The following is a 23,832-nucleotide window of genomic DNA, read 5'->3' as shown; positions in this document are numbered from 1 at the left end:
CAATCGCAAGATTGGGGCCTTTTTGTTCAACTTCGCTAAATCAAAGGATCATCTAAATCATTCGGAGTCTGAGTGTCGGTGTTGGCATTATCGAAGCTTCCTGAATCATCATTAATATCAACTTCTTGTTGAGTTTCATCTGCTTGAGTCCAATCACCATTTTCCGAGCTAGGTTCAAATTGTTCGTGGTTTTGCTGGCTACGCCCAGTTGTTTGCATACTGTACTGCTCATCAATACTCAAGGTCTGTGATGCATTTGCCTGATCCACCTGCAACCCTAAATTGTCCATACCCTGGAAGTTAAGCTCAACCTCTCCTTCAAAATTGTCCCCAAGGTTCATCACCACAGCTTGAGAAAGATCACCACTTATTAAGTAATTTCCATCCCCCATATCTAAAGCTGAAGGTATGTCTGCCCCTTCTGGAACGCCTGCAAGCATAATCTCGACCACGCCTTCAGCGTCTGCAACCTCATTGGGGAGATTGATTTCAACTTCAGCCCCCGGTGCTGCCGTGTAATCAGCGTCATCATTTGAACTTGCCTCGTGTGCCGTGTCTGCAGCTTGAGTTGGTAGTTCTGGGGTATTGCCTCGTTCGGCCGAAGATCCAGCTAATTCGACACTTACTGTGGTATCAAGTTGCTGATTGGTTTGGTCATCAGCTATTGTGACTGATAACTGTAAATCACCATTGAATTCTGCATCAGGCCACAAAATCCACAAGTCGTCATCATAGGGCATAAATAAGCCACTTTCGAAGTTGTAATCTACTTCTACTATATCTGCCTGCTCCATTCCAAGGCTGCCTAATATATCGGACTTAGTGATAATAATTGAACCATTTTCTTGCAATCCTGATTCTGTTACTGCACTGGTCATATTGACATTGAAATAACTCTCTACATTTTGATAACCATCACTGGCGACAAAGCCAACTTGAGCTTGACCATGCTGACCTTGAGCGGGGGTAAATTGATACCCGCCGTTACCATTGGATTCGATAACACCTTGACCTTGGGTCAAATATACTGATTCGATTGTCATCTGCACATCAGTATCTTGAGTTAAGGTCGATAATAACTGTTCATCTGTAAAACTCAGGGGTTGCTCTGAGCTGATATTATCTGCATTTAATGTGCTGGCTTCATTCGGGGTGACTACATCTGCCTCGGATTCAAATACTGCAATCGAGCTTTGCTCGTCATATAAAATCCCATCGCGCTCTACCACATATGCAAAATCAACTTCCCCACTAAACCCTTCTGCGGGAGTAAATAACCAGCTTCCATCTGCTTGTTGCAGCAATTCCCCTTGATTTTGGTCGATAAGATGCACCATTTTTATGGCATCACCATCATCCGCATCAATATTTTGAGCTAAAGCAATCAAATCGGCTTCAGTGAAGCTAATTGGCTCACCTAAAGTAGTGGTAAAATCACCTGCAATTGGAGCTAAACCAGAGGCATCAATTGTTTCATCACCATAATCAACAGTTGTTGCGCTTATGGTTACAAAGAAATTACCACTGTAATCAGCAGGTGGGGTTAGTTGTAAATCATCAAGATTCCAGTCGGTTACATTTACTACCTGGTTGGGCTCAGTAATAGTCATAGTATGCACACCATCACTGACCACAAATCCAACAGGATAGCCTGTCATTTCAACATTACTTACAAATTCGGACTCATCAACCAAGGCAATATTAACCCCAAGGTGCCCGGTAGTATCTTCCGCAAATACAAGTGGCCCTTGGTGATCGGTGCTAATGACCGCTCCGTCCGCCACCGGTCGAATATATACTGGCACATCAAGTGCCGTTTCGAACTCACCATCTGAGGCAATTATTTGTAGACCACCTGTACCCGCGAAATGAGCAGATGGACTAAAACTCCAACTGCCATCTCCATTATCGGTTAAGTCTCCGGCTTGCTCACCATCAGCTAACAACACACGAGAAATGATTAACGTATCGGTATCAATATCACCAAACAGATTCAATAAATCACTTGCATCAAAGGTAAATACTCCGTCTTCATTGGTAGTTAATACCGCATTACCATTATTGAATGGAGCGTCATTAACTGGAATAACATCAATGTTTAGATCGCCTTCAACCGTTTCTAGACCATCCGTTACCTGATAACCTAATTCTATAATTCCGTTAAAATCCTGAGAGGTAACAAGGTGATACAACCCATCCGGTTGCTGCTGTAATTGAGCATTTTGTGGTGCTTTAACTGTTAAACTTCGTAAATCTAGCTGATCTCCATCTAGATCGCTTGCTTGACTAATAATGTAAGCAGGATCAATGACCATCACTTGGTCTTCCTCTCCCTGCATTTCAATATTAGGCGCGATTGGAGCATCATTCACTGGAGTCACATTGACTTGGCCCTGTACCTGAGTTAACTCAGTGCCATCATCAATGCTAAAGCTAAGGGGTACTTCACCTGTAAAGTTTTCTGTAGGAGTAAAAGACCAACTGCCATCTCCATTTTCAACAAGCGCTCCAAATGCTTCATCGATGGCTAAATTACGGGCAACTAAATCGTCACCATCAATATCATGAGCTTGTCTGAGTAAATCTTGCTGAGTAATAACTAAAGTATTGTCTTCTTCGCTCTGCAAAGTAACGTTGGTCGATGTTGCCCCATCGTTGACTGGATTGACAGTAAGTGCAGCATTAGCGACGATACTGTCACTGCCATCAGAGATATCGAAACTCAGAGCAATATCGCCATTAAAGTTGGCGTCTGGCGTAATGGTAAATGAACCGTCTGGATTCGCCGTCACTGTGGCATTATCACCGGCACTGAGGTTAGCAGCGGTGAGTTCATCTCCTTCGATATCAGACGCTTGTGCTAGCAACTGTTCTTGAGTCAGTATGATAGAACCGTCTTCATCCACCGAGTAAGCCAGCTGACCGGAAACGGGGGCATCGTTTACTGCGGCGACTTCTATCGTGATGTCACCAGATACAATCCCTTGACCATCGCTAACGTCATAACTGAGATTAATGTTGCCATTAAAGTTTTCATTAGGTGCAAAACTATAGCTGCCATCGCCATGATTGGTAAATATACCATCATTACCCGAGTAATTTACCGATGCAACGCTTAAGTCATCGCCATCAATGTCAATTGCGCCTTCAAGCAGCTGTTCATCGGTAAAACTCAAACTGCCATCTTCATTAACGGTATAAATATGATCATAAATAATGGAATCATCATTTATGGCAGTTACAGTGACATCTAATTGCGCTGGAGTGATGCCACCATGACCATCATTAACGGTGTAATTAATTGAGAACTCGCCATTAAAGTTTTCAGCAGGGGTAATGGTATATGTGCCATCACCATTATCAGTAATAGTGGCGTTGGCAATGGCAATATCCGCCACGCTCGCATTTTCAGTTCCAGTTTGGGCGGTTTCAGTAGCTTGAATTTCACTCTGTTGATTATCACTGTTGTCAACATCGGTGTCCTCTGCTGCGACACCAATCAATGCAGAACTGATATCAATTGCACCCTCAGTATTTGCTGCCACATCACTGCTTGGTAAATCAAAATTACGTTCCGAATTAACATCTTGACTGGGAACAATCACGCCATCGATAACATCAAATACATGCCAGTGTTCACCTTCAGGGTTTTCTGGTAAGTCAGGTGTGAAGGTTTGCACCAGAGTATCACCAACAAAAATCTGTACTTGAACATTTTCTACACCTTCTACATCCCAACTTCGGCCGCTGTAATTGTGAATGGAGTAGTGCATGTTCATATCTTGATAATTCGGGATGGTAATGGTTTCTGGACCATGGCCGTTGATATCATCCACATCCTGTTCAACTCGCTGACCATCACCAAGGTTATAACGCATGTCCGCATAAAAAATATGGTCTAACTGCTCACCTGTCTCTTGATCATATAACCATAAATGATTATCCAGATCGGTTGGCTCTGCCCCCCAGGTGACCACCACTCGCATTTCTGTATCTTCGAGAATATCAGAAATAGCCGTTACCCCTGCATCGCCAACATCTCCGCTAGCCACAACGTAACTGGAATTGATTGAACCATCATTAGTGATCTCGACACTGGCCTGTTCAACGACACTACCTTCTACTTGATATTGACCATTCGCATTAGTGTTGGTTTCATAAGTGTTACCCACGACATCAGTCATGGTGACCAAGGCCCCTTCGATCGGTGACCCAGTTGCAGCATCTAGCACAGTACCGGATATGGAAGTCAGCTCTCCTTGATCACCGATAGTCGCAGTCATGGGATCAAGTTCGACATCCGAAGCAAACTGCAACAGTTGCTCTTGAGTGATGGTATAAGAACCATCCTCAGCTATGGTAATAGCAACATCTGCTGATACAATTGGCGCATCATTAACAGGATCAACCGTTAACGCAAGATTAGCTGCAATAGGGGTATCGCCATCACTGATGTTGTAACTCACATTGATCAGGCCATTAAAATTAGCATCAGGAGTGATAGCAAAAGTACCATCACCGTTATCAATAATCTCAGCCCCTTCAGCCATCAGATCAGCTGCCACTAACTGATCACCATCAATATCAGCAGCATTCGCAAGTAACTGCTGTTGCGTGATTATAATGGTGTGATCTTCTGCTACATTCGCTTCTACTTGCGAGGAAGTCGGTAAATCGTTCTGAGGGTTCACCGTCAGTGCCCCGTTGGCAACGATGGTGTCAGTGCCATCGGAGATATCGAAGCTTAAGTCAATGTCGCCATTAAAATCGGCATCCGGGGTAATGGTAAATGAACCGTCTTCATTGGCAATAACGCTGGCGTTATCCCCGGCGCTGAGGTTGGCGGCGGTGAGTGCATCCCCTTCGATATCGCTCGCTTGAGACAGCAACTGTTCTTGAGTCAGAGTAATGGCGCCATCTTCANTTAACTGAGTAAGCCAAATCCCCCGACACCGGCGCATCATTAACTGCAATAACATCAATGCCGGCGGTGGTCTGTGCGGTTGCCCCGTCTTCATCGACGACGGTGAAATCAAGGGAGACATTGCCATTAAAGTTATCATTAGGGGCGAAGCTGTAACTGCCGTCGCCGTTATCGGTGAAAATACCATCGGTGCCCGAGTAAGCCACCCCACTGACACTGACCTCCCCTTCAACGTCTGAGCTGTTTGCTAAAAGTTGCGCATCACTAAGGGTAATAATGCCATCTTCATTGACGGAGTAAGTGGTGGAACCCGCCACTGGAATGTCATTAACGGACTCAACGCTGACATCAATGTTGGCCGCAGTCGTGGTGGTGCCATCGCTCACGGCGAAGCTTAACGCTACGTCACCATTGAAGTTCTCATTGGGTGAGAAGGTATAACTGCCGTCACCATTATTGGTGAACACGCCATCGCTGCCTGAGTAGCTGACATCAGCAACGGATAAATCGTCACCATCAATGTCTGACGCCCCCGCTAGGAGCTGGGCATCGGTAAAGGTCAGTGAGCCATCTTCTTCGATGCTGTAGCTGGCATCTTCGACAACCGCGGCGTCGTTGACATTCTCGACATTTATCTCAATTGTCTGAGATGACGTTTCTGTATCAAAATCATCCGCTAAGGCTGTAGCAGGAGAGCTTTGTACTCCAGCACCTTCCACACCTACTTCGACAGTACTAGTTTGTGTAAGAGTATCAAACTCTGTATTAACAGCCGTATCTTGATTGATATTCGTCGAGGATCCACTTGCTCCACTGGCTGCATTGGTTTCACCGGAATTACCTTCAACGCTTTGACCTTCACCTCCACGACTTTCGCTATCACTACCGCCAACGGATTGAACTCCAGTGTCTTCGCTGTTTGCAGAAGGTAAAGGTTGATTATCTTCATCTAAAGTTATTTCACTCTCAATGACTCTTGAATTGGCACCGCTGTTTTGGTCCTGAACTTCTTCTGCGACTTCAGCTCCGCCATCAGAGACTTCTTCAGCCGAATCAGAGTCATTAGTATTTGTTTTTGCAGCCTCTGTAGTTTGTTCAGCTGTCTCACTTTGTTCTAGTGTGTCTCCACCTGTCGCAACAGTGGAAGTAACCGTTGATTGCTGTGACTGACTTGTCGATTGATCATTAGAAGTTTGTACTTGTTCTTCCGCCTCGTTAAGAGGATTGTTTTCATCATTGACATTGTTATTAGGCATATTCCAAATCCACCAAATTGCACACTAAAGCAGTTAATTAGAATAGTTCAACTGGACAAAAATGGGGCAAATAATAACCAACAAAGGGGCTTGTAAGCATTCAAGCTCACTCTGCCCCAAATACTAGCGCCTATCTAAAGCATAGCAACGGCCCCAACTAAGGCACACTAACTCATATCTAAAATATCAGAATTAAAATCCATTAGTAGCACCCGCCTATCTAGAATAGCCATCTAAGTAAATGATTTAATGTTTTTTTTGGTTTTGTGAAACTGTGTCTATACTTAAAAATGCTACTTATATTAAGAGTGACAAAATAGAGCTCAAGGAATATTAATGGCTGGTAACGCTTTAGAAGAACACATAAAAAATGCTCTTGTCGGTAGTAACTACCAAGACCCTATCCATAACACAGACTACCTTTCCTTAAGTAGCGAATTAACATTCGTACATAAGGCCTTGCTTGTTTTTCTAGCGATTTTAACGGCATTAACTTTTGTCTCTTCTCAAGCTCAATTAGATATTATCGTTTCTGCGAGGGGAGAGTTACTACTTGAGAGCGACATAGAAAAAGTCCAACACTTAGAAGGTGGCATTCTAGATGAACTATTAATTAAAAATGGAGATGTGGTTTATCAAGGGCAAGCTATAGCCAGATTAAAGTCTTCCGATCGCCACACAATTTTAAACACTAAAAATCTAGAAATTGTTCAGTTAAAAATGGATTTGATTAGATATCAGTCTCTAATCAATGGCTTGGAACCCAATTATTCTGAGTATTCTGCTTTTCCTGAGCTGATTTCACAGAACTTAACTAGCTGGAAAGAGGAAAATTCCAAAAACCAATCCGGCGATCAACTGCTGCTGCATGATATCGAACATAAAACCCAACTGTTAAGTTCCATGCAAAATCGGATGTTAAGTTCCAACAATCAACTTAAGCTCATCGAATCTCAATTAGCTATTAAGCAAACCTTACATGAAGAAGAAATGGCTTCTTATATAGAAGTGCTAAATATGCAAGTACAACGCTCAAACATGCAAAGAGAAATTGAAAACCTGCAAGAGGCGATACTTAATGAGCAATTCCAGATGGAAAGAACCAAAAAACAACTTATCGATCTGCAAAACAATAGAAACTCCGAATATCAAGCAAAAATAACTGAAATCAAAAAAGAGATATCCATTAAAGAAACAGATAAAACTCAGCATAGCGACAAAGTGGCGCGACTAACCATTTACTCACCTGTTGATGGCGTAGTAGACAAAATTCACTACAATTACCAATCTGCGGTTATTGGACCAGGTGAGAGCATAGTAGATATAGCACCTTTAAATGACAAAATTCATGGAGAAGCCAAAATAAGTCGAAGTGAAATTGGTTTTGTCGAAGTAGGTCAGCAAGTACGGTTAAAATTTGACAGCTACCACTTCACTAAATACGGCCACATAGAAGGAAAAATAGAATCTATCAGTCGTTCCTCATACAAAGAAGAAGAAATGGAGTACTACATAGCCAAAATCAGCCTGCAAAAATCATTTCTAGAGAAATCAGGTATCGAATACAAATTATCTCCATACTTAGAATTTACTGTAGATATCAAAACTGGAGAAAGAACCATATTAGAGTATGCCATAAAACCCGTCATTTCTGCTTTAGAAGAAGCTTTTGATGAAAGGTAGAGCATGAAAAAACAAAACTATCAAATTAACATCCACAATTTGGCGGTATTGATTATCTTATCTACAGCTTTAATTATTATAGGGATATTCTATAAAGCAAGCAGGGTTATCGAAGTCGAAAATGGACAAGACAGAAATGTAATCATCAGCATTGAAAATTTAATTTCCTCCATGGAAAGTATCAATCAATCTGTTTATGAATGTAAAACCAACAACAACTGCCAAGGCATTAAAGCTTCTTATCAAAGCTACTTTACATACATAAAAGCACTTGAGAAAGCAGTTTCGTCTGAAAAAAAACTGGTTAACCTTAACGGCAAAACCGACTATAAAATAATTGCAGCAAAGCTTAAAAAAATATCAAACCAAACAACGCTTGATATGCAACAACTTTCAGAATTAAACCATTTACTCTCATTGGGGATTCAAAGTTTGAATAACCAAAAAAACAGCATAATCAGCAATTCATATAAATCTTTAAAAGCGACAACTGAGCAAACATTATCAACATCATTTTTCTTAATAATATTAATTGTAGTCATTAGCATTTCAATCATAATCAGAACAAACAAAAGCAACAAACAATTCAAAGCAACTATTCAAGCAAAACATAATGAGCTACTGGGACTCGCTAAAAAAGTTGATAACCTTGAGTTAATTGAGATTAACAAACATCTTGAAAACACACAAATATCAAGCTTAGAGAGGAACATTTTAACCAAAGTGAAAGGTGTCGTTGAGTCATATAACAGGATCAAAGAAGAAATGGACAACACCCAGCACCTTTATAGTTTAATTGGTTATGAGATACGAGATTTATCTAATAATTTAACTGCTGGAATGACCGTTTTAACTGATGAAGATGATGACAAAATAAAAGAACTTAACAAGGGGATAACTAATACTGCTAACACATTATCAGAGTTAGCTGATAACTATAACACCTTACTCTCCAAGGGTAGAATTTCAAAAAGGACAAACTTCTCTTTTACAGAGTTAATCCTAGAAATATCACTTCAACTCAAAGACAAGTTAAACACGCAACAGAAAAAATTAGAAATCAGCTTTCACAATGACACTCCTAACCTTGTTCAAGGACAAAAATCAAACCTATTTTGGGTGTTATTTCTAGTCTCATCTAATGCAATAAAGGCAGAAAAAGACAAGAACTTATTATTCAGCTTCAGCTCTAGCCCAGCGCAAACTATTGACAAGGTGAAAGTTTCCTGCAGCCTTACTTTTTTAAATGAATTTAGTATACCTATTGAAAAGCTAAGCAAATTACATTGGTCGGAGTACGCCAGCTCAACATCCTCAAAAGACAACTGGGTCAAATCGATTCTTAAAAATATTGAGAATTTTAACTCTAACTGGTATATCTCCGGAAAGCAGAAACAATATAGAATTAGTTTTGAGATTGAGTGTTTAGATTATATTGAGAGCCATACATCTAACTTAAAAGGTAAGCGTTTTTTGATTTACTGCTTATCACCTTTATCTCTTAGCATAACCAGCCAGATACTTTACAACAATGGAGCAAACACTGTCACCTTTTCAGACACCAACAAGCTCTTAAACCACTTGACCACTAACAATAATTTTGACTCGTTGATAATCAATGATCAAGATCTAGACATACCTTTAGAAAGTTTGGTTAGAGCCATCAAAAAAACAACTAAAAACAAAATTCACCTGATAAATAACAACCAAAAAAATGAAAATATTTTCGATAGTTTTACTAAAGTTTTTATTGCTCCCTTTTCACCTAACGAATTCACCACCGAGCTGGCGAGCTCACTTTATGAAAAAGAGCAAAGCCAAAACAAGCAAGATTGTAATATCCTAATAGTTGAAGATGACAAAGCTCAACAATTCCTGTTGAAACGTATTTTAATGAAGCTAGAGTATTTACCCCATACGGTAAATGATGGCAAACAAGCCCTAGATTGGATAGAAAAAAATGAGGTAGATGTCATATTCATGGATTGCATAATGCCTGGTATGGGAGGCATAGAAGCGACGACAATAATAAGAAACAATGAAATAAATCAGCGCAACAAAAAGCCGGTAACTATAATAGGTGCGACCGCCCTTACCAGCGAAGAGGAGCAAAAATCCTGTATCGCGGCTGGTATGGACCATGTCATCAGCAAGCCCTACAAAACGGATGAAATCATAAAGGCAATAAAGAAATATGCAGCGTTTCAAAAAAATAATTAGTTTATTTTTAACAGCTTCATTATCGACTTCTGTTTTGGGTAATTCTTTATCGGAGGTTGTCGAGAAGGGTTTAAATAACAACCTAACATTGGCCGCAAGTCAAGCTGGAGTTGAGGAGTTTGAGTATAATTTAAAAATAAGCCAATCTAACTTTTTACCAAGCATAAATGGTTCCGCCTTAAAAAGTTGGAACAGGGATAATACACAGCAGCATGAAGCTACAGACATTAATAAAAAATATACCGATGAGAGCCTCAGTTTATCATTCAAACAAAAAATAATTAACCTAGAAGACATCTACAAATACCAGTCCACCAAAGAAGGGGTAACTATTGAAAAGCTAAGAAATCAAAACAAAATACAGGCGACCATTGAGGATATCGCTATCCAGTATATAGAGCTTATGAAAAAAGCCACGATAATTTCAGCTACCAAGAAAGAACTCATGTCATCAAACTCTAGGCTTAAGCAAATGAGCAGAAACATAGAGGTTGGCAACTCTCCAAAGAATGACATATATGAAGTTATATCTAAGAATGAATCGATAAAACAAAAAATAGCCACTCTTGAAAAAGAGTACTTAGTCACAAAAAGTAATATTGAAAATCTTATACAATATCCAATAGATGCAAACTTTACTCTTAAGGAAAACGTAAGCTTTAGTAATATAAATGAAAAAAATATTGAAAAGTACACCAACTTAGCAATGGCTAACAATAAAGAAATTGCTATTGCATTAAAGTCTTACCAAAAAGCCATGGCAGATATAAAAACTGCAGCATCAAAGTTTAGCCCCACCCTTACGTTAAACGGAAGTATTAGCAAGGATTATACAAGTGATTTCGACCTGCTCAATAACCCTAGCAGTACCGGTAAAAGTCAATCCAAAAGTATTGATTTACAATTAAATATTCCAATCACCTCTGGTGGTTCTGATTTTTATGAATATAAAAAGAACAAACAAAAAATAAAAAAGCTACAACTCGAATTACAAAGCACACGAAGTAGCATCAAAAATTCAATAAAAGTCTCGATTTTAAACATTAACAACCTTGCTCAAAGCATTAGTTCCCTAAGGCTAATCGTTGAAGCTAACCGCTCCTCTTTTAATGGCTTGAAAAAAGCCTACGAACTTGGCACTCGCACCTTAACAGATTTACTTCTATCTGAAACGAAATTGTTTAACAGCTATCGTGACTACAATAGTGCTCGGTATGATTACACTCAGGAGCTAATAATGCTTGAGAGAATGACAGGCTCATTATCGATAGATTCCATCAACAAAATGGATAACTTCTTCATCGCCAGTGAGCTCACTGAACAGAATGAGAGTTTTTAATGAGTGACAAAATTGGAAAAGTAAAAATTGGGTTCATTGATAATGCTTACATTTTAATGTCTAGCATTGTAACGACTTTTTTATCTCTGGTTTTACCTTTCTCAATTTTAATTATTTTTGATAGAGTCTTGCCTAATCAGGCAAAAGACACGTTAACGCTGATTTTTGCTATTATTATTGTTGCCATCATCCTCGATTATTTTCTTAAAAAACAGGAAGAAAAGTTAACTTCCAACTTAATGAAGCAGTTCGAAACCAAAATCATAAACCGTACCTTCCATGCGATCTGCCTCGCTGACATCTATCAGTTCAGTAAGATTGAAAGTGGTGTTTTTCTTGAGAGAATTTCAAAAATACCTGAGATAAAATCTTTTCTAACTGGCGAAATGATTAAGGCTAAAATCCACTTTTTAACGAGCATACTCACCATTACAATCATCGCCATAATTCATCCTGTCGCGGGGCTAATATTAGCAATTTCTTCTATTTTCTTATGGCTAGTAGCACACAACATTTCTAATAGAAAAATTGTCAGCCTCGAGAAAAGCACACAATTAGAAGGGGAAACAAGCTCTAAAATTATCGAAGTCGTATCCAACCCGCTTGACAACAAAAGTCGGGCTATGGAGTATCGCCTAGAAAGTATAATGAATGAACTCATCAAGATCCGAGAAGCCAGTAGCATCGGCTATGAAAAACTGGAGTCTAACTATAATATTATCCTTTCCCTTTTCCAAAATTTAACCGTAACCTTTGTGGTGCTAATGCTTGCACAGTCGGTCATTGATGCCAATTCAACACAAGGGATAATGGCTGCAGTGATTATGTTAACTAATCGCTACTTTGGTCCTTATCAACAAATGATGCGTACACTCAGCAGACTTAAAATCAATCGCTTACAGGTTAACAATATTTCCAAAATACTGGATTTAGAAATTCATAACAGCCACAAACAACTACCCAAAGCAGATAATGATACGGATACCTTGTTAGTCCAAGATAGCCTTACCATTTATCTAGATAGCCACAAGAAGATTATCATAGATGCGAATAGACCTGTTATCCTGTCAGGTGATTCGGGAACTGGAAAAACCAGCATCGGCAGAAGATTAATTTTAGACATTGATAAAAAAGAATTACCTATTTTACTTAATGGCATCGACATAAACAGTCTCGATTACCATGAATGGCGAAAGCAAACCTTTTTAATTAATGAGAGAAGCCAATTCATTGATGGCACTATCATTGATAACTTAACTTGTTATCGCCCTTTTTATAATAGTTCTGCTTTTTCTTTATGTAAAAACCTAGGTATCCATGACATCATCAATTCACTTCCTAATGGTTTTTATACCAATCTTTCAAGTAATAAACCCACGCCATTCTCGCGACAAGTAAAATATGCATTATTTATTATTCGAGCGATGATAAGTAATAATAAGATTTTATTTCTTGATGACTTTGACACCATTTTTGATAGCAACTTTGCTAGCAAGGTAATCATGACTTTCAAACCTAAGCTCAATAACCAATTCCTTATTATTGTTAGCAATAATATTCAAGCGAGTGATTTCGGATTACCAGCTATCAAACTTGGTAATAAGGGGGAGAAATGAGCTCGCTAATTGATTTCAGCGATGTCAAACAAAGGCTCTCTGATTTTGAAAATGAAACCTTTGAAATTAGGTATAAAAATACTCCTTTACTTAGAGCTTTAGCTTATATCTTAATCGCTTTTGAATGGGAAGGTACGCCGGAGATCCTTTCTGATGCCTTCGTAGTCGAAAGTAGCGACATTCTCTCTTTTGAGGCGACCCTGACCAAACTAGGTTACCAATGCCGAACAACTCAGTATAAAGTAAACTCTATAGACGAATCGGTCACTTCAAGATTGCCCTGTTTTATAGAATCTGAACAATTTTCTGGCCTGTTACTTTCTTTATCAGAAGGACAAGGAGTAGCCTTTGATTATGTGAATAATAATATCATCAACATCAACCTAAATGCTGAGCCATTCAGATTAACTTATATAACACAATACTCGCGATTTTTTAGAGAGCCGCCACCTGAAACATCCGATAAGAGTAATTGGATTAAATATACTTTTTATCGTTTTAATGACGAAATTAAAAGCCTGTTACTGTTCTCTTTTATTAGCAACCTTCTTGGAGCTTTACAGCCATTTTATATTATGGCTGTTTATACCTATGCTCTAAACTCTGGATCGTTAAAGACCTTATACTGGCTAACCTTTTTAGCACTTGTGTTGGCTTTTTCAGATTTTGCGGTCAAGAGTTTAAGAATGAAAGTGCTTAATACTTCCGGTCAAGATTTAGCTATACACATCTCTAAAAATGTAATTTCAAAGTTATTGTGGCTGCCCTACAGCATGACGTCTTCGGCCGATATTTCAGCGCAATTGGCTCGACTTAATGATATCAATCAATTCAGAAAATTAGTCACCGCAGAAGCGACGTTAAGCTACTTTGATCTACCATTTGTCATCATATTCATCATCGCCATTACTTTTTTATCTGGGTATGCTGCACTGGTAGTGCTGGTTGGTATTTTGCTGATGATCGTATTTTGTTTGTACGCACGCTACATCTACACTCAAGCTATTGCGAAAAGCTCTCGCGCTAACGCTATGATTTCGTATCAATGGAACCAATTATTAAGAAGCATCGCGACTATTCAAAACTTACCATTAATGCCCGTTTTAAAATCTCGATTTAAAGCCTCCCATCAACAAAGCTCAGATGAAGCCGACCATGTGGAAAAGGTCAATTCTCGTATCCAGGCCATTGGTAATACAATCATCCAAATTATTGGTACTACAGCAATTATTACTGCTGTTTATACTACGATGGAAGGTATCAGCGATGCTGGAGCTATGATCGCCACGGTCATTTTAGTTTGGAAAGCTTTAAGCCCGATAATGGGTATCTATAACTCACTAATTAAGTTTAACGCGATTAAGAAGTCAGCAAATCAAATTAATGCACTTATGTCACTAAATGATGACAAAGTTTCCCTAGAAAAAAGCCCACCAATTAGAAAATTCAGCGGTGAAGTCAGTCTCAATAATATTAGCCATCGTTACCCATCTGCCACCAGCGGATTAACCAATCTCAACCTAACTATACCGGCAGGTACCAAAGTGGCAATTTCTGGCCCCGCTGGATGTGGTAAAACCACGCTATTAATGATTCTGGCTGCTCTTGAACACAGATATCAGGGTTTCATACTCGTTGATGGCTACAATTTAAAACAATTTAACAATTATCGCTATCGTCGCTCCATAAACTATATCCCATTTAATTTGCATCTTTATGACGGCAGCATTTATTCCAACTTTGTCATTCATAATGGCATGATTTCTGAGGCAGAGATTAACCATACGATGAGACTCCTAGGCCTAGATGAGGATTTTCCTGATGGCCTACACCAACAATTAGATAAGCAAACTATTTTAGATTTACCAAGTGCTACCCTTCAAAAATTACGCCTTGCAATTGGCTTAGGTAATATGAATGAAGAGCTGATCCTCATTGATGAGCCCCTGGTGGGCTCCGAGCTAGAAAATAAAAAATACCTAGATCAACTATTCTCAGGCCCTCTAAAGCAGCATACTGTTGTCTTTACTACCGTTTCTCCACACCTACTTGCGACCAGTAGTCATTGTTTACTGTTAGAGCAAAATGGTAGCCAAAAATACTTTGGTTCACCAGATAAAGTCCTAAATAAAAGTCGTTAAAAAGTTGAATTAATAAGGATTTGTCTTATAACTAATAGAGTGGTTTTCACAGCACGGTCACATTAGCGCGTCATCATGCCGCGACATAAGGAACACCATGAAAGGCATTATATTTACACAATTTTTAGAGTTGGTTGAAGATAAGTTTGGTTTAGAAGTATTAGATACAGTTTTGGACATGTCAGAAGACGAAGGCATCTACACATCCGTAGGCAGTTATGACCATAAAGACCTAGTCAAATTAATTATTAATTTGAGTAAGGTAACCAATATCGAACCAACTGAGCTACAAAGAGTTTTTGGCCAAGTTATTTTTTTAACCTTGCTTGGCTCACTTCCTGATACCGCTAGCATTGGACATAGTACTTCTACTTTTCAGTTCATTCGACATGTACAAGATGTCATTCATATTGAGGTTAAAAAATTATATCCAGATGCTAATCCTCCTATTTTCGAATTCATTAGTGAAACTAAAACCAATATGGTAATGGATTATAAGAGTGCTCGTTGTATGTCGCATGTATGTTTAGGCTTATTAGAAGGCTGTGCCGAACATTTCAATGAGCAGCTAAACGTTGATATGCAGCCTCAAACGGAAGATGGCAGTAGCGTCCGCTTCAACATTACTATCAATTAAAGCGGCCTATGGAAAGCAGCTTAGAGCGTAAACTAAAGCGAGTGACTGCGGCAAAAATTGCTGCTGAAAAACTATTAGAACAAAAAAGCCTTGAACTTTACAACGCTAATAAAAAGCTCGAGTTAGCTCTTCATCATGTCGAGCAAAGATCAGCGGTTAATCAGATTAAATTTGAAATTCAACAAAATATTGAAAAGCAACTGCTTTACTTTAGTCGAATTTTCATGCGCTCCCAGCTAGATGATGTACTCCTCAACGAGTTAATTAACCACCTCAATGATATTTCTGACAAGTTTTCCTGTGTTTTAGTATTGAACTGCAAAGTCCTGCCAACCTTAACCCAGAAGCGATACGGCACAGAGTCACATTCTCAACATGATTTCTCACCTTTGCCTATCATCGTTGAGCAAAAAGAGATTGGTCAACTTAGATTACTTGTGCATGACTCAGAAATTGATATGGGTTTTGTCTCTAGCCAAATATCCCTGATCTGTGAGCTATTATCGAATTCGATTTTAAGGCAAAGAGTTAACCTCAAGTTGGTCCAATCAAAAGAAAGGGCTGAAGCATCTGAACGCTCGACCAGAGATTTTTTAGCGATGATTAATCATGAGTTAAGGACGCCGCTAAATGGTTTATTAGGCAGTGTCGAACTACTCGCAGATACCAGCTTAAGCCCAACCCAAAAAGATTTACACGATAACTTGATCCAATCAGGTCAACTTCTTCGAGCCATCATCAATGACCTGCTCGATTTTAGTAAAATTAATGCTAACATGCTCGAACTGATCCCTTCAGAATTCCAGTGGCAAACATTGGAAACAATGCTGAAAAGTATTTTCTTACCGAAAGCCAAAGAAAAAGGTATTGAATTATTAATAAAAGCAGATGGACTCGATAACATTTGGTTCAAAGGTGATCAAGAAAGGATCACACAAATTTTTGTCAACCTGATGGGTAATGCTATTAAGTTTACCAACCATGGACAAGTGCAAGTTATCGTTAACTTTGACAAGCAAAGCTCTCGTTTTCATTTCAGCATTACCGATACTGGTATCGGTATTAGCCAGCAAGCCCAGCAGAATCTTTTCCAACCATTTACTCAAGCTGACATCTCTACCACCCGAAATTATGAAGGCACAGGGTTAGGCTTAGCGATTTGTAAAAAGCTGATCGAATTAATGTCTGGAAGCATAACACTGAGCAGCATACTGGGCAAAGGCACCACATTCAAAGTGGAGTTGCCTTTGCCAATATTAGAGTCTGCAGAGTCGTTAAACAAATCACAAGTATCTAATCAACAAGCGACATCTTTTGAGCACTTAAGAATATTAGTTGTAGACGATATTAAAATGAACTTGATGATAATCACTAAGATGCTGGAAAAATTAAATATCACCCCAATACAAGCGTGCAATGGTGCTGAAGCAATAGAAATGATAAATCAACATGACTTCGATTTGGTATTAATGGATTGCCGTATGCCCATTTTAGATGGTTATCAGGCAACGATAAAATTAATAGAACAAGGTTATACCACTCCGATAATCGCCCTCACCGCTGGCACCACCAAAGAAGAGAGACAAAAATGCTTAGATTCAGGTATGGTTGATATTCTATCCAAGCCATACACTAAAACCGATTTAGTTCATATGATGGATAAGTGGGCGGTTCGCAACCAGACTTCATAATAAGCTAATCTATAATTAGAGTTTTAAATTTATATAAAGGGGCTAATAATGATTAATTTCGATGTGCTTAACGAATTTATGGATAATGACCAAGAGCTGATTAATGATATTTTAGAGATATTTATGGCAGAGCACAGTAATGCTCATACGGAGATTACAACTCTTTATCAGCAACAAGATTGGGATGAATTGTTTATCAAGCTCCACTCTCTAAAAGGTATATTGGCAAGTTTTGGTGAAGAACAAGCCGTTGAATTACTCCAAAAACTTGAACAGCAAGTTCATAACAAAATTGAGCCCGCTGACACTGATATCGAGCAACTTGGTGGGCAAATCGAAACCATCATTAAACAAATAACGGACTACATTAACTAGCCTAAAATCATCAAGTCACACAGTAAACGACTCTGTTAAGCATTTCGTTACTCATTAATATGCCATAAGCAAAACGGCCCCTTAAGTGATTAACCAGTTGATAAAACCAATGGTAACTGAGTTATTATTATTCCTAAGGATGTAACATTAATTACTATTGAACTGTTACCACCGTTAATTTTTTTCCACAAAATCAATCGAATAAAAAATAAACAAGATTACTGAGAAAACATCTTGTAACACTACGCAGCAATTTAGAGACACATTTAACAATTATCTGTGCCAAATTTGAGTTGTTCCACCCAACAACCAAAAGGACAGAACAATGTTAAAAGTGATTTTAGCGGTATCAACAACTCTAGTAGCAACGACTGCTTTAGCAGATGCAAAAAAAGATTTTGTAGCAACTGATAACTCTATTGAGACTCGGATTTGTGTCACTGCGGCAAATGGGACAGTGCCCCAAATGAATAAAGCAGTGCGCTCTATTCGCCCCAGAGCTGCGACTTCTACACTATATAGACTGGTCGCCAATAAACTGAGTTGCAATGGTTACAATGTCGGTGATTGGGCCATGCAAGCGGGCAACCTGCCCGTCGCCAACAAAATTAATAGTTACCGCAATACTCGAGTAGAGATTATCGATATAGCAGCAAGATAGTCTTTAAAGATGGTTGTGTTATGCATTTACTTAAAGCCTTGGTGATCTTTAATACTGCACTGATTACCAAGGTTACTCCTGCAAATCCTAGCAAGAACCCATAACTCAGTTTTACCATCCCAAAAAATCCGCCGAGAACACATTAGCAAGCCGCACTATTGTTGCGGTGCTGTCATCATTTCAACTTATTACTGCCTGCAATCACAATCAATAATGCACACAAAAAAGGGATTATTCGTTCCAACCAATCCCCTGGAGTGTTATCCATTAAACTAAATACAACAGTTAACCCAAAGCCACAACTAATCGCAGAAAATCTTGCACGATAGCTGACCTGATAGCCCAGCAGTAGCACTAAAATTAATGGTCCAAAGGCACTTCCTAATGCGTTCCATGCAAACAAGACTCGAGAAAAAATATCTTGTGGGGCATATAATGCTATCAAGCCTGAAATCAAACACATTACGACTAAAGTAAGACGACTAAAGAGCAGGCTATTGTGTCCTTTTAGCATGCCCAAGTCATGGGCAAAACTGGCCGCAGCCACCAGTAGCTGACTATCTGCGGTAGACATCACAGCAGACAGTACCGCAGCGATAATAATACCTGCCACGACCGGATGAAATAACAGCTCGGTAATTTGAAACAGCAACTTTTCACTGTCTTCAATCCCAGGGAGTAATAAACGTCCACACCAGCCTAAAATCAGCATGCCGCCAAATACAATGGTTGGCCAAAGTATTCCTATTAGCTTCGCTTGAGACATAGACTTTTTATCTTTAATCGCCATAAAACGATTGAGTACATGTGGCTGCCCTAAATTCCCCCAACCTATACCAAACAAGCCAATAACAAAAGCTACAGCATAGATCCCTGAATGACTGCCAGCAAGCCCACCACTGTCATAAACAATATGCCAATAAAGCTCATTAACACCAACCGACGCGAGTGCAGCAAAAGGCAACATAAAAGCCACCACTGCCATTAAAAGTCCCTGTAACGTGTCAGTTAAACTTACCGCCCAAAAGCCCCCCAGCAAGGTATAAAGTAAAATAATAATAGCGCCGAGGATGATAGCACTATCACCATTGATGCCAAAGCTACTGGCAAAGCTAGTCCCTGCTCCTTGAAATTGAGCAGCAATGTAAAACGAAAAAGAGAAAATAATCGTCACCGAAGCCATTAATTTAATGGCAAAGCTGCCACGACCATGACCCGCGACGAACTCGGTTAAGGTTATCGCTCTTTGCTTATTAGCCGCTCTTCTGAGCCTTGGTGCTAGCCATAACCAATTAAAAATATATCCCAAAATGACTGATGGAAATAACCAAATAGCCGAAAGCCCCATAAGATAAGCAGCACTGCTCATCCCCAATAAACTCCACGCACTAGAAGCTGAAGCACTCGCACTAATGGCAGCCACCCATGGCCCTAAACGCTTACCACCAATAAAAAAGTCCGCACTCGATTGGGTTCGTTTTTGCGCCCATAAACCAAACCCGACAAGGACTAATTTATAGCCAATTAGAGTCATAAGAATGATCGATGCTTTATCCATTTTTCACCTGCTTATTTATGGTACCTTGCTCGGCCATTTGGGTTAATTGTTCAGCACTTATCCCCGCTTTATTGAGTACTTCATGGGTATGTTCGCCAATCTTAGCGAGAGTAAATTGTGGTTTTGCAGGTTGCTCGCTGTACTTAATTGGCACCCCTAAATGCTGATTCCCTTGTTCATCTTTAATGAGCATTTGCCGCTGCAGTAAATGTGGCTCTTGCATTGCATCGTATAGGCTGCGCACCGGTGCCCAGCAAATATCAATCTTATCTAGGAATTCTTGCCAGTAACGATAAGGTTGCTGTGAAAAAGTTTCAGTAAAGAAATCGATAACCTGTTGCTGCTGCCCGGGTGGCTGTTGGCATATCGCTAATAAATCTTCGCGCCCTAATGCTTGTAATAGGTTTTTAGCAAATTTAAGTTCACTGCCGCCTAGAGTAATCGATTTACCATCTGCGGTTTGATAAATACGATACATTGCTGAACCGCCCCAACTGCGCTCTTGCTTAACCTCTGGGGAACGCGCCTGGGCAAAAACAGGGCCCATTATATTGGGATACCATGCCACTAATGCGTCTTGCATTGAGATATCAACATAATCACCTTTGCCAGTTTGTTGTTTAGCAATTAAAGCCATCAGCACCCCAGCAAATCCCATTAAACTGCCAGCCATATCAGCAACAGGCATACCAACTTGAGCGGCTAAACCGTCTTGCCCCTCATTAATAAATACCGCGCCTGAATCGGCTTGTACAGATAGATCATGAGCCGCCTGTAAACGTTTTTCACCGGTTTGCCCATAAGCAGATATCGAGCAGTAGACGATACCAGGATTAATCTTTTTTAAGGTGTCATAATCAATACCCAGGCGAGCAACCACCCCAGGTCTAAAGCCCTCTACGATCACATCCACAGTTTTTATTAATTCATAAAATGTCTGCAAGCCTAATTCTGATTTTAGGTTAATCTGGATTGATTTTTTGCCACGAAAGACATTATTAAACCAAATCGAGTGTCCATTTTGTTTTAACCCTATTTCTCTTGTTGGCTCACCACTGGGGCCTTCTAATGCAATCACCTCAGCGCCATGGTCGGCCATCATCATAGTAAAGTGTGGACCAGGTAGAAAACTCGATAAATCCAAAACTCTAATACCATTTAGTTTCATAATGTCAGTCCCAAGCTAAAAACTTTATTACTTCTATGAAACCAAATTTATTGATTCTATGTGGTGATAAAAAGCAAAAAGCCAGCGTTATGCCGGCTTCTTGCTCTATCAGTTCTTTTTTTAAGTGTTTAGTCCTTTTGGACTAATATCACTGTTTTGCTTTTTTTGGCCTTTCTATCTAGTCTACGTTCGATTCTATCCCCCCTTAAGTCGGCTTTGATTGCCGCCGCATACTTCCCTTGGGCTAAAAGCCCCGCAGCTTTTAAATCCAGTAAAGCATCAATTCTATCGCCTTTTGCTTGTAACTGTGATGATTGATTTTGCTTCTTCACAACCACTACTTCTACCGCATGAAGGGTTGAACTAAGCATAAGCACTACTAACATTGTAACCATAGAAATTGTTTTCATTTTTATTCCTTTTCCTTGGAGGTTATAAGTTAAAACGCTACAGACGTGATTTGGTTGACAAATTTTTTAATTTAATTTTGATTAAGCAACTAAACAGCATTTACTTGCTAGCATAAAGACAGGCTAAGTTGCCAGTTACAACCAATGCCATCGGTTACATCACAACTCTATTTATTTGTAATAACTCGATATCGCAAGCAATTCAGTAGGTTCTAAATGTTCAAAAAATTTATTTTCGCCGCTATCACATTATGTTTAATCGCTTGTAGTGATTCCCCTTCTGAGCAACAAGTATTAGAGCAGATCAAACAAAGTGTTAACGTCAGTGAAGTACTTGAAGTTGCTAACATTGACAAACTTAACGGCTGGATGGACAAGCAACATTATGTCGCTCAAGTGAGCTACGAGATTATTTTTATTAGAGACCCTAAAGACGCTGCCCATCAACTAAGCAAAGCTAATAAGGACAATCCATTTGCAGGAATATTTGGAGAGATGGCACTAAAGATGGAATATGGTAATTTTAAAGCTGGTGATACTCAGCAATTTACCAAAGATTTTCGCTTTAGAAAAACGGAGCAAGGCTGGCGCCTAATTGAAGCTCAACAGTAACTCTATTTAAAGGGCTGGTATTTACTATACCAGCCCTTTTTAATGATTATTTTTTCAAATGTTTCTTAATTTGACGACGACGTTTATGCTGCTGAGCTAAGCTCAAGTTCTCTCGCTTACCTTCAAACGGGTTAGCCCCTTCGGAGAATTGAATCTTAATCGGTGTCCCCACAACTTTTAAAGAACGACGGTAATAGTTCATTAAGTAGCGTTTATAGCTATCCGGTAGCGACTGCACCTGATTACCGTGAATAATAACGATAGGAGGGTTGTAACCACCGGCGTGCGCGTATTTAAGCTTCACACGGCGCCCGTTTACTAGCGGCGGCTGGTGATCGTCTTGAGCCATATTCAAGATACGGGTTAGCATTGACGTAGACACACGCTGCGTCGCACTGTCATAAGCCTCATCGACGGACTCAAATAAATGGCCAACACCGGTACCATGCAGCGCAGAAATAAAGTGCAGTTTGGCAAAGTCAATAAAACCAAGGCGACGGTCAAGCTCTGTTTTGATGCGATCTTTAACATCATTATCAAGACCATCCCACTTATTCACGGCTAATACTACCGCGCGGCCAGCGTTTAGGGTGTAGCCCAATAGTGATAAATCTTGATCAGCAATACCTTCGCGAGCATCGACCACAAGTAATACTACGTTAGCATCTTCAATCGCTTTTAAGGTCTTAATTACTGAGAACTTTTCTACGGTTTCATGCACCTTACCACGGCGACGAATACCCGCTGTATCAATCAGTACATATTCCTTATCATCACGGGTCATGGGAATATAAATACTGTCACGAGTGGTACCCGGCATATCGTAAACCACGACGCGGTCTTCACCTAAAATTCGGTTAGTCAGCGTTGACTTACCAACATTAGGCTTACCAATAATGGCAAGTTTAACCGGTTGATTGCGCAGGCGCTCGACTTCACTTTGCGCCTCTTCGTCAGTCATCGCTTCTACTTCTTCGGCTTCTTTGGCCGCGAATGGATCTTCAACCTTATTGGCTTCAAAAAATGGCTCTAAAGTAGAGTGCAGAAGTTTGGTAACGCCACGGTTATGGGCTGCAGCAATCTGTACAACATCCCCAAGACCTAGGCCCCAGAACTCAGCACAGGCTGCGTCAGCGTCAATACCATCACATTTATTTGCCACTAAGAAAGTATTTTTGTCACGAACTCGTAAATGCTGTGCAATCGCTTCATCCGCAACGGTTAAACCTGCTCGGGCATCAACTAGAAACAGCACCACATCGGCTTCTTCAATGGCGGCTAATGACTGCTCAGCCATTTTGGTTTCGATGCCTTCTTCTGTTCCATCAATACCGCCAGTATCAATAACAATATATTCGTTTTCTTCTAGGGTTGCTTGACCGTATTTACGATCTCTTGTTAACCCTGGAAAGTCCGCAACTAATGCGTCTCTAGTTCGAGTTAAACGATTAAATAGCGTGGATTTGCCAACATTTGGACGGCCCACTAATGCCACCACTGGGATCATTTTTTTGCCTCTTTTGAAGCCGGTGTAGTTAAAC

The 23,832-nt window shown here is 39.8% G+C and carries 16 protein-coding genes; 10 read left to right on the top strand and 6 right to left on the bottom strand.

Translation table 11 applies throughout. The features are described from left to right. Positions 1 to 35: 35 nt before the first annotated feature. Positions 36 to 4,961 (bottom strand): tandem-95 repeat protein, encoded by a 4,926-nt coding sequence (locus GFB48_RS01580; RefSeq protein ID WP_240464812.1) that lies wholly within the window; start codon positions 4,959 to 4,961, stop codon positions 36 to 38. Then, a complete protein-coding gene (locus tag GFB48_RS17655; RefSeq protein ID WP_240464810.1) occupies positions 4,921 to 6,180 on the bottom strand; it encodes a cadherin-like domain-containing protein in 1,260 nt (419 codons plus the stop codon). Before GFB48_RS17655 ends, GFB48_RS01580 begins: the two co-directional genes overlap by 41 nt. A 336-nt stretch (positions 6,181 to 6,516) precedes the next feature. On the opposite strand from GFB48_RS17655, the gene GFB48_RS01575 reads away from it, so the two are divergent. From GFB48_RS01575 to GFB48_RS01535, 9 genes are all read left to right on the top strand, one after another. Beyond that, complete coding sequence (locus GFB48_RS01575; protein WP_163930472.1) at positions 6,517 to 7,863, top strand: HlyD family type I secretion periplasmic adaptor subunit; 1,347 nt, start codon at positions 6,517 to 6,519, stop codon at positions 7,861 to 7,863. A 3-nt stretch (positions 7,864 to 7,866) separates the two neighbouring features. After that, positions 7,867 to 10,083: a response regulator gene (locus GFB48_RS01570; RefSeq protein ID WP_163930470.1), complete on the top strand. Its 2,217-nt coding sequence runs from the start codon at positions 7,867 to 7,869 to the stop codon at positions 10,081 to 10,083. Continuing rightward, on the top strand, positions 10,058 to 11,422 hold the full coding sequence (locus GFB48_RS01565) for a TolC family protein (protein WP_163930468.1): 1,365 nt from the start codon (positions 10,058 to 10,060) through the stop codon (positions 11,420 to 11,422). The genes GFB48_RS01570 and GFB48_RS01565 overlap by 26 nt, the downstream gene beginning before the upstream one ends. Beyond that, the gene (locus GFB48_RS01560; RefSeq protein ID WP_163930466.1) at positions 11,422 to 13,038 is read left to right on the top strand and encodes an ABC transporter transmembrane domain-containing protein; all 1,617 of its coding nucleotides are present in this window, start codon (positions 11,422 to 11,424) and stop codon (positions 13,036 to 13,038) included. Before GFB48_RS01565 ends, GFB48_RS01560 begins: the two co-directional genes overlap by 1 nt. Beyond that, entirely contained in the window at positions 13,035 to 15,179 is a 2,145-nt protein-coding gene (locus GFB48_RS01555) for an ATP-binding cassette domain-containing protein (RefSeq protein ID WP_163930464.1), read from the top strand. Before GFB48_RS01560 ends, GFB48_RS01555 begins: the two co-directional genes overlap by 4 nt. Before the next feature lie 97 nt (positions 15,180 to 15,276). Continuing rightward, positions 15,277 to 15,816 carry a heme NO-binding domain-containing protein gene (locus GFB48_RS01550; RefSeq protein WP_163930463.1) on the top strand — a complete coding sequence of 180 codons (540 nt, stop codon included), beginning with the start codon at positions 15,277 to 15,279 and terminating at the stop codon, positions 15,814 to 15,816. An 8-nt stretch (positions 15,817 to 15,824) separates the two neighbouring features. After that, positions 15,825 to 17,507, top strand: coding sequence for an ATP-binding protein (locus GFB48_RS01545; protein ID WP_163930461.1), 1,683 nt, complete (start codon positions 15,825 to 15,827; stop codon positions 17,505 to 17,507). Positions 17,508 to 17,555: 48 nt separating this feature from the next. Continuing rightward, on the top strand, positions 17,556 to 17,882 hold the full coding sequence (locus GFB48_RS01540) for an Hpt domain-containing protein (protein WP_163930459.1): 327 nt from the start codon (positions 17,556 to 17,558) through the stop codon (positions 17,880 to 17,882). A 325-nt stretch (positions 17,883 to 18,207) separates the two neighbouring features. Continuing rightward, complete coding sequence (locus GFB48_RS01535) at positions 18,208 to 18,543, top strand: DUF3718 domain-containing protein (RefSeq protein ID WP_163930457.1); 336 nt, start codon at positions 18,208 to 18,210, stop codon at positions 18,541 to 18,543. A gap of 175 nt (positions 18,544 to 18,718) precedes the next feature. Here the strand turns inward: GFB48_RS01535 and GFB48_RS01530 are convergent, their stop codons facing one another. The 3 genes from GFB48_RS01530 to GFB48_RS01520 all read right to left on the bottom strand — a co-directional run bounded on the left by GFB48_RS01530 (position 18,719) and on the right by GFB48_RS01520 (position 21,679). Beyond that, positions 18,719 to 20,101, bottom strand: a complete 1,383-nt coding sequence (locus tag GFB48_RS01530) for a sodium/proline symporter (protein WP_163930455.1) — start codon at positions 20,099 to 20,101, stop codon at positions 18,719 to 18,721. Continuing rightward, complete coding sequence (locus GFB48_RS01525) at positions 20,094 to 21,269, bottom strand: CaiB/BaiF CoA-transferase family protein (protein WP_163930453.1); 1,176 nt, start codon at positions 21,267 to 21,269, stop codon at positions 20,094 to 20,096. The genes GFB48_RS01530 and GFB48_RS01525 overlap by 8 nt, the downstream gene beginning before the upstream one ends. Positions 21,270 to 21,397: 128 nt before the next feature. Then, on the bottom strand, positions 21,398 to 21,679 hold the full coding sequence (locus GFB48_RS01520) for a hypothetical protein (RefSeq protein WP_163930451.1): 282 nt from the start codon (positions 21,677 to 21,679) through the stop codon (positions 21,398 to 21,400). A gap of 216 nt (positions 21,680 to 21,895) precedes the next feature. Here GFB48_RS01520 and GFB48_RS01515 point away from each other — a divergent pair, with 216 nt between their 5' ends. Further along, positions 21,896 to 22,291 carry a hypothetical protein gene (locus GFB48_RS01515; protein ID WP_163930450.1) on the top strand — a complete coding sequence of 132 codons (396 nt, stop codon included), beginning with the start codon at positions 21,896 to 21,898 and terminating at the stop codon, positions 22,289 to 22,291. Between the two features lie 46 nt (positions 22,292 to 22,337). On the opposite strand, the gene der is transcribed toward GFB48_RS01515, so the two are convergent. Then, positions 22,338 to 23,798, bottom strand: a complete 1,461-nt coding sequence (der, locus tag GFB48_RS01510; RefSeq protein ID WP_163930448.1) for a ribosome biogenesis GTPase Der — start codon at positions 23,796 to 23,798, stop codon at positions 22,338 to 22,340. Positions 23,799 to 23,832: the final 34 nt, after the last annotated feature.

This window comes from Paraferrimonas sp. SM1919, from assembly GCF_010993985.1.
Lineage (GTDB): Bacteria > Pseudomonadota > Gammaproteobacteria > Enterobacterales > Shewanellaceae > SM1919.
This window is presented reverse-complemented; position numbering and strand designations above follow the sequence as displayed.

Excerpts from the sequence above, each read along its gene's own strand:
- GFB48_RS01575 (WP_163930472.1), top strand. The coding sequence starts at position 6,517 with ATGGCTGGTAACGCTTTAGAAGAACACATAAAAAATGCTCTTGTCGGT.
- GFB48_RS01570 (WP_163930470.1), top strand. The coding sequence starts at position 7,867 with ATGAAAAAACAAAACTATCAAATTAACATCCACAATTTGGCGGTATTG.
- GFB48_RS01565 (WP_163930468.1), top strand. The coding sequence starts at position 10,058 with ATGCAGCGTTTCAAAAAAATAATTAGTTTATTTTTAACAGCTTCATTA.
- GFB48_RS01560 (WP_163930466.1), top strand. The coding sequence starts at position 11,422 with ATGAGTGACAAAATTGGAAAAGTAAAAATTGGGTTCATTGATAATGCT.
- GFB48_RS01555 (WP_163930464.1), top strand. The coding sequence starts at position 13,035 with ATGAGCTCGCTAATTGATTTCAGCGATGTCAAACAAAGGCTCTCTGAT.
- GFB48_RS01550 (WP_163930463.1), top strand. The coding sequence starts at position 15,277 with ATGAAAGGCATTATATTTACACAATTTTTAGAGTTGGTTGAAGATAAG.
- GFB48_RS01545 (WP_163930461.1), top strand. The coding sequence starts at position 15,825 with ATGGAAAGCAGCTTAGAGCGTAAACTAAAGCGAGTGACTGCGGCAAAA.
- GFB48_RS01540 (WP_163930459.1), top strand. The coding sequence starts at position 17,556 with ATGATTAATTTCGATGTGCTTAACGAATTTATGGATAATGACCAAGAG.
- GFB48_RS01535 (WP_163930457.1), top strand. The coding sequence starts at position 18,208 with ATGTTAAAAGTGATTTTAGCGGTATCAACAACTCTAGTAGCAACGACT.
- GFB48_RS01530 (WP_163930455.1), bottom strand. The coding sequence starts at position 20,101 with ATGGATAAAGCATCGATCATTCTTATGACTCTAATTGGCTATAAATTA.
- GFB48_RS01525 (WP_163930453.1), bottom strand. The coding sequence starts at position 21,269 with ATGAAACTAAATGGTATTAGAGTTTTGGATTTATCGAGTTTTCTACCT.
- GFB48_RS01520 (WP_163930451.1), bottom strand. The coding sequence starts at position 21,679 with ATGAAAACAATTTCTATGGTTACAATGTTAGTAGTGCTTATGCTTAGT.
- GFB48_RS01515 (WP_163930450.1), top strand. The coding sequence starts at position 21,896 with ATGTTCAAAAAATTTATTTTCGCCGCTATCACATTATGTTTAATCGCT.
- der (WP_163930448.1), bottom strand. The coding sequence starts at position 23,798 with ATGATCCCAGTGGTGGCATTAGTGGGCCGTCCAAATGTTGGCAAATCC.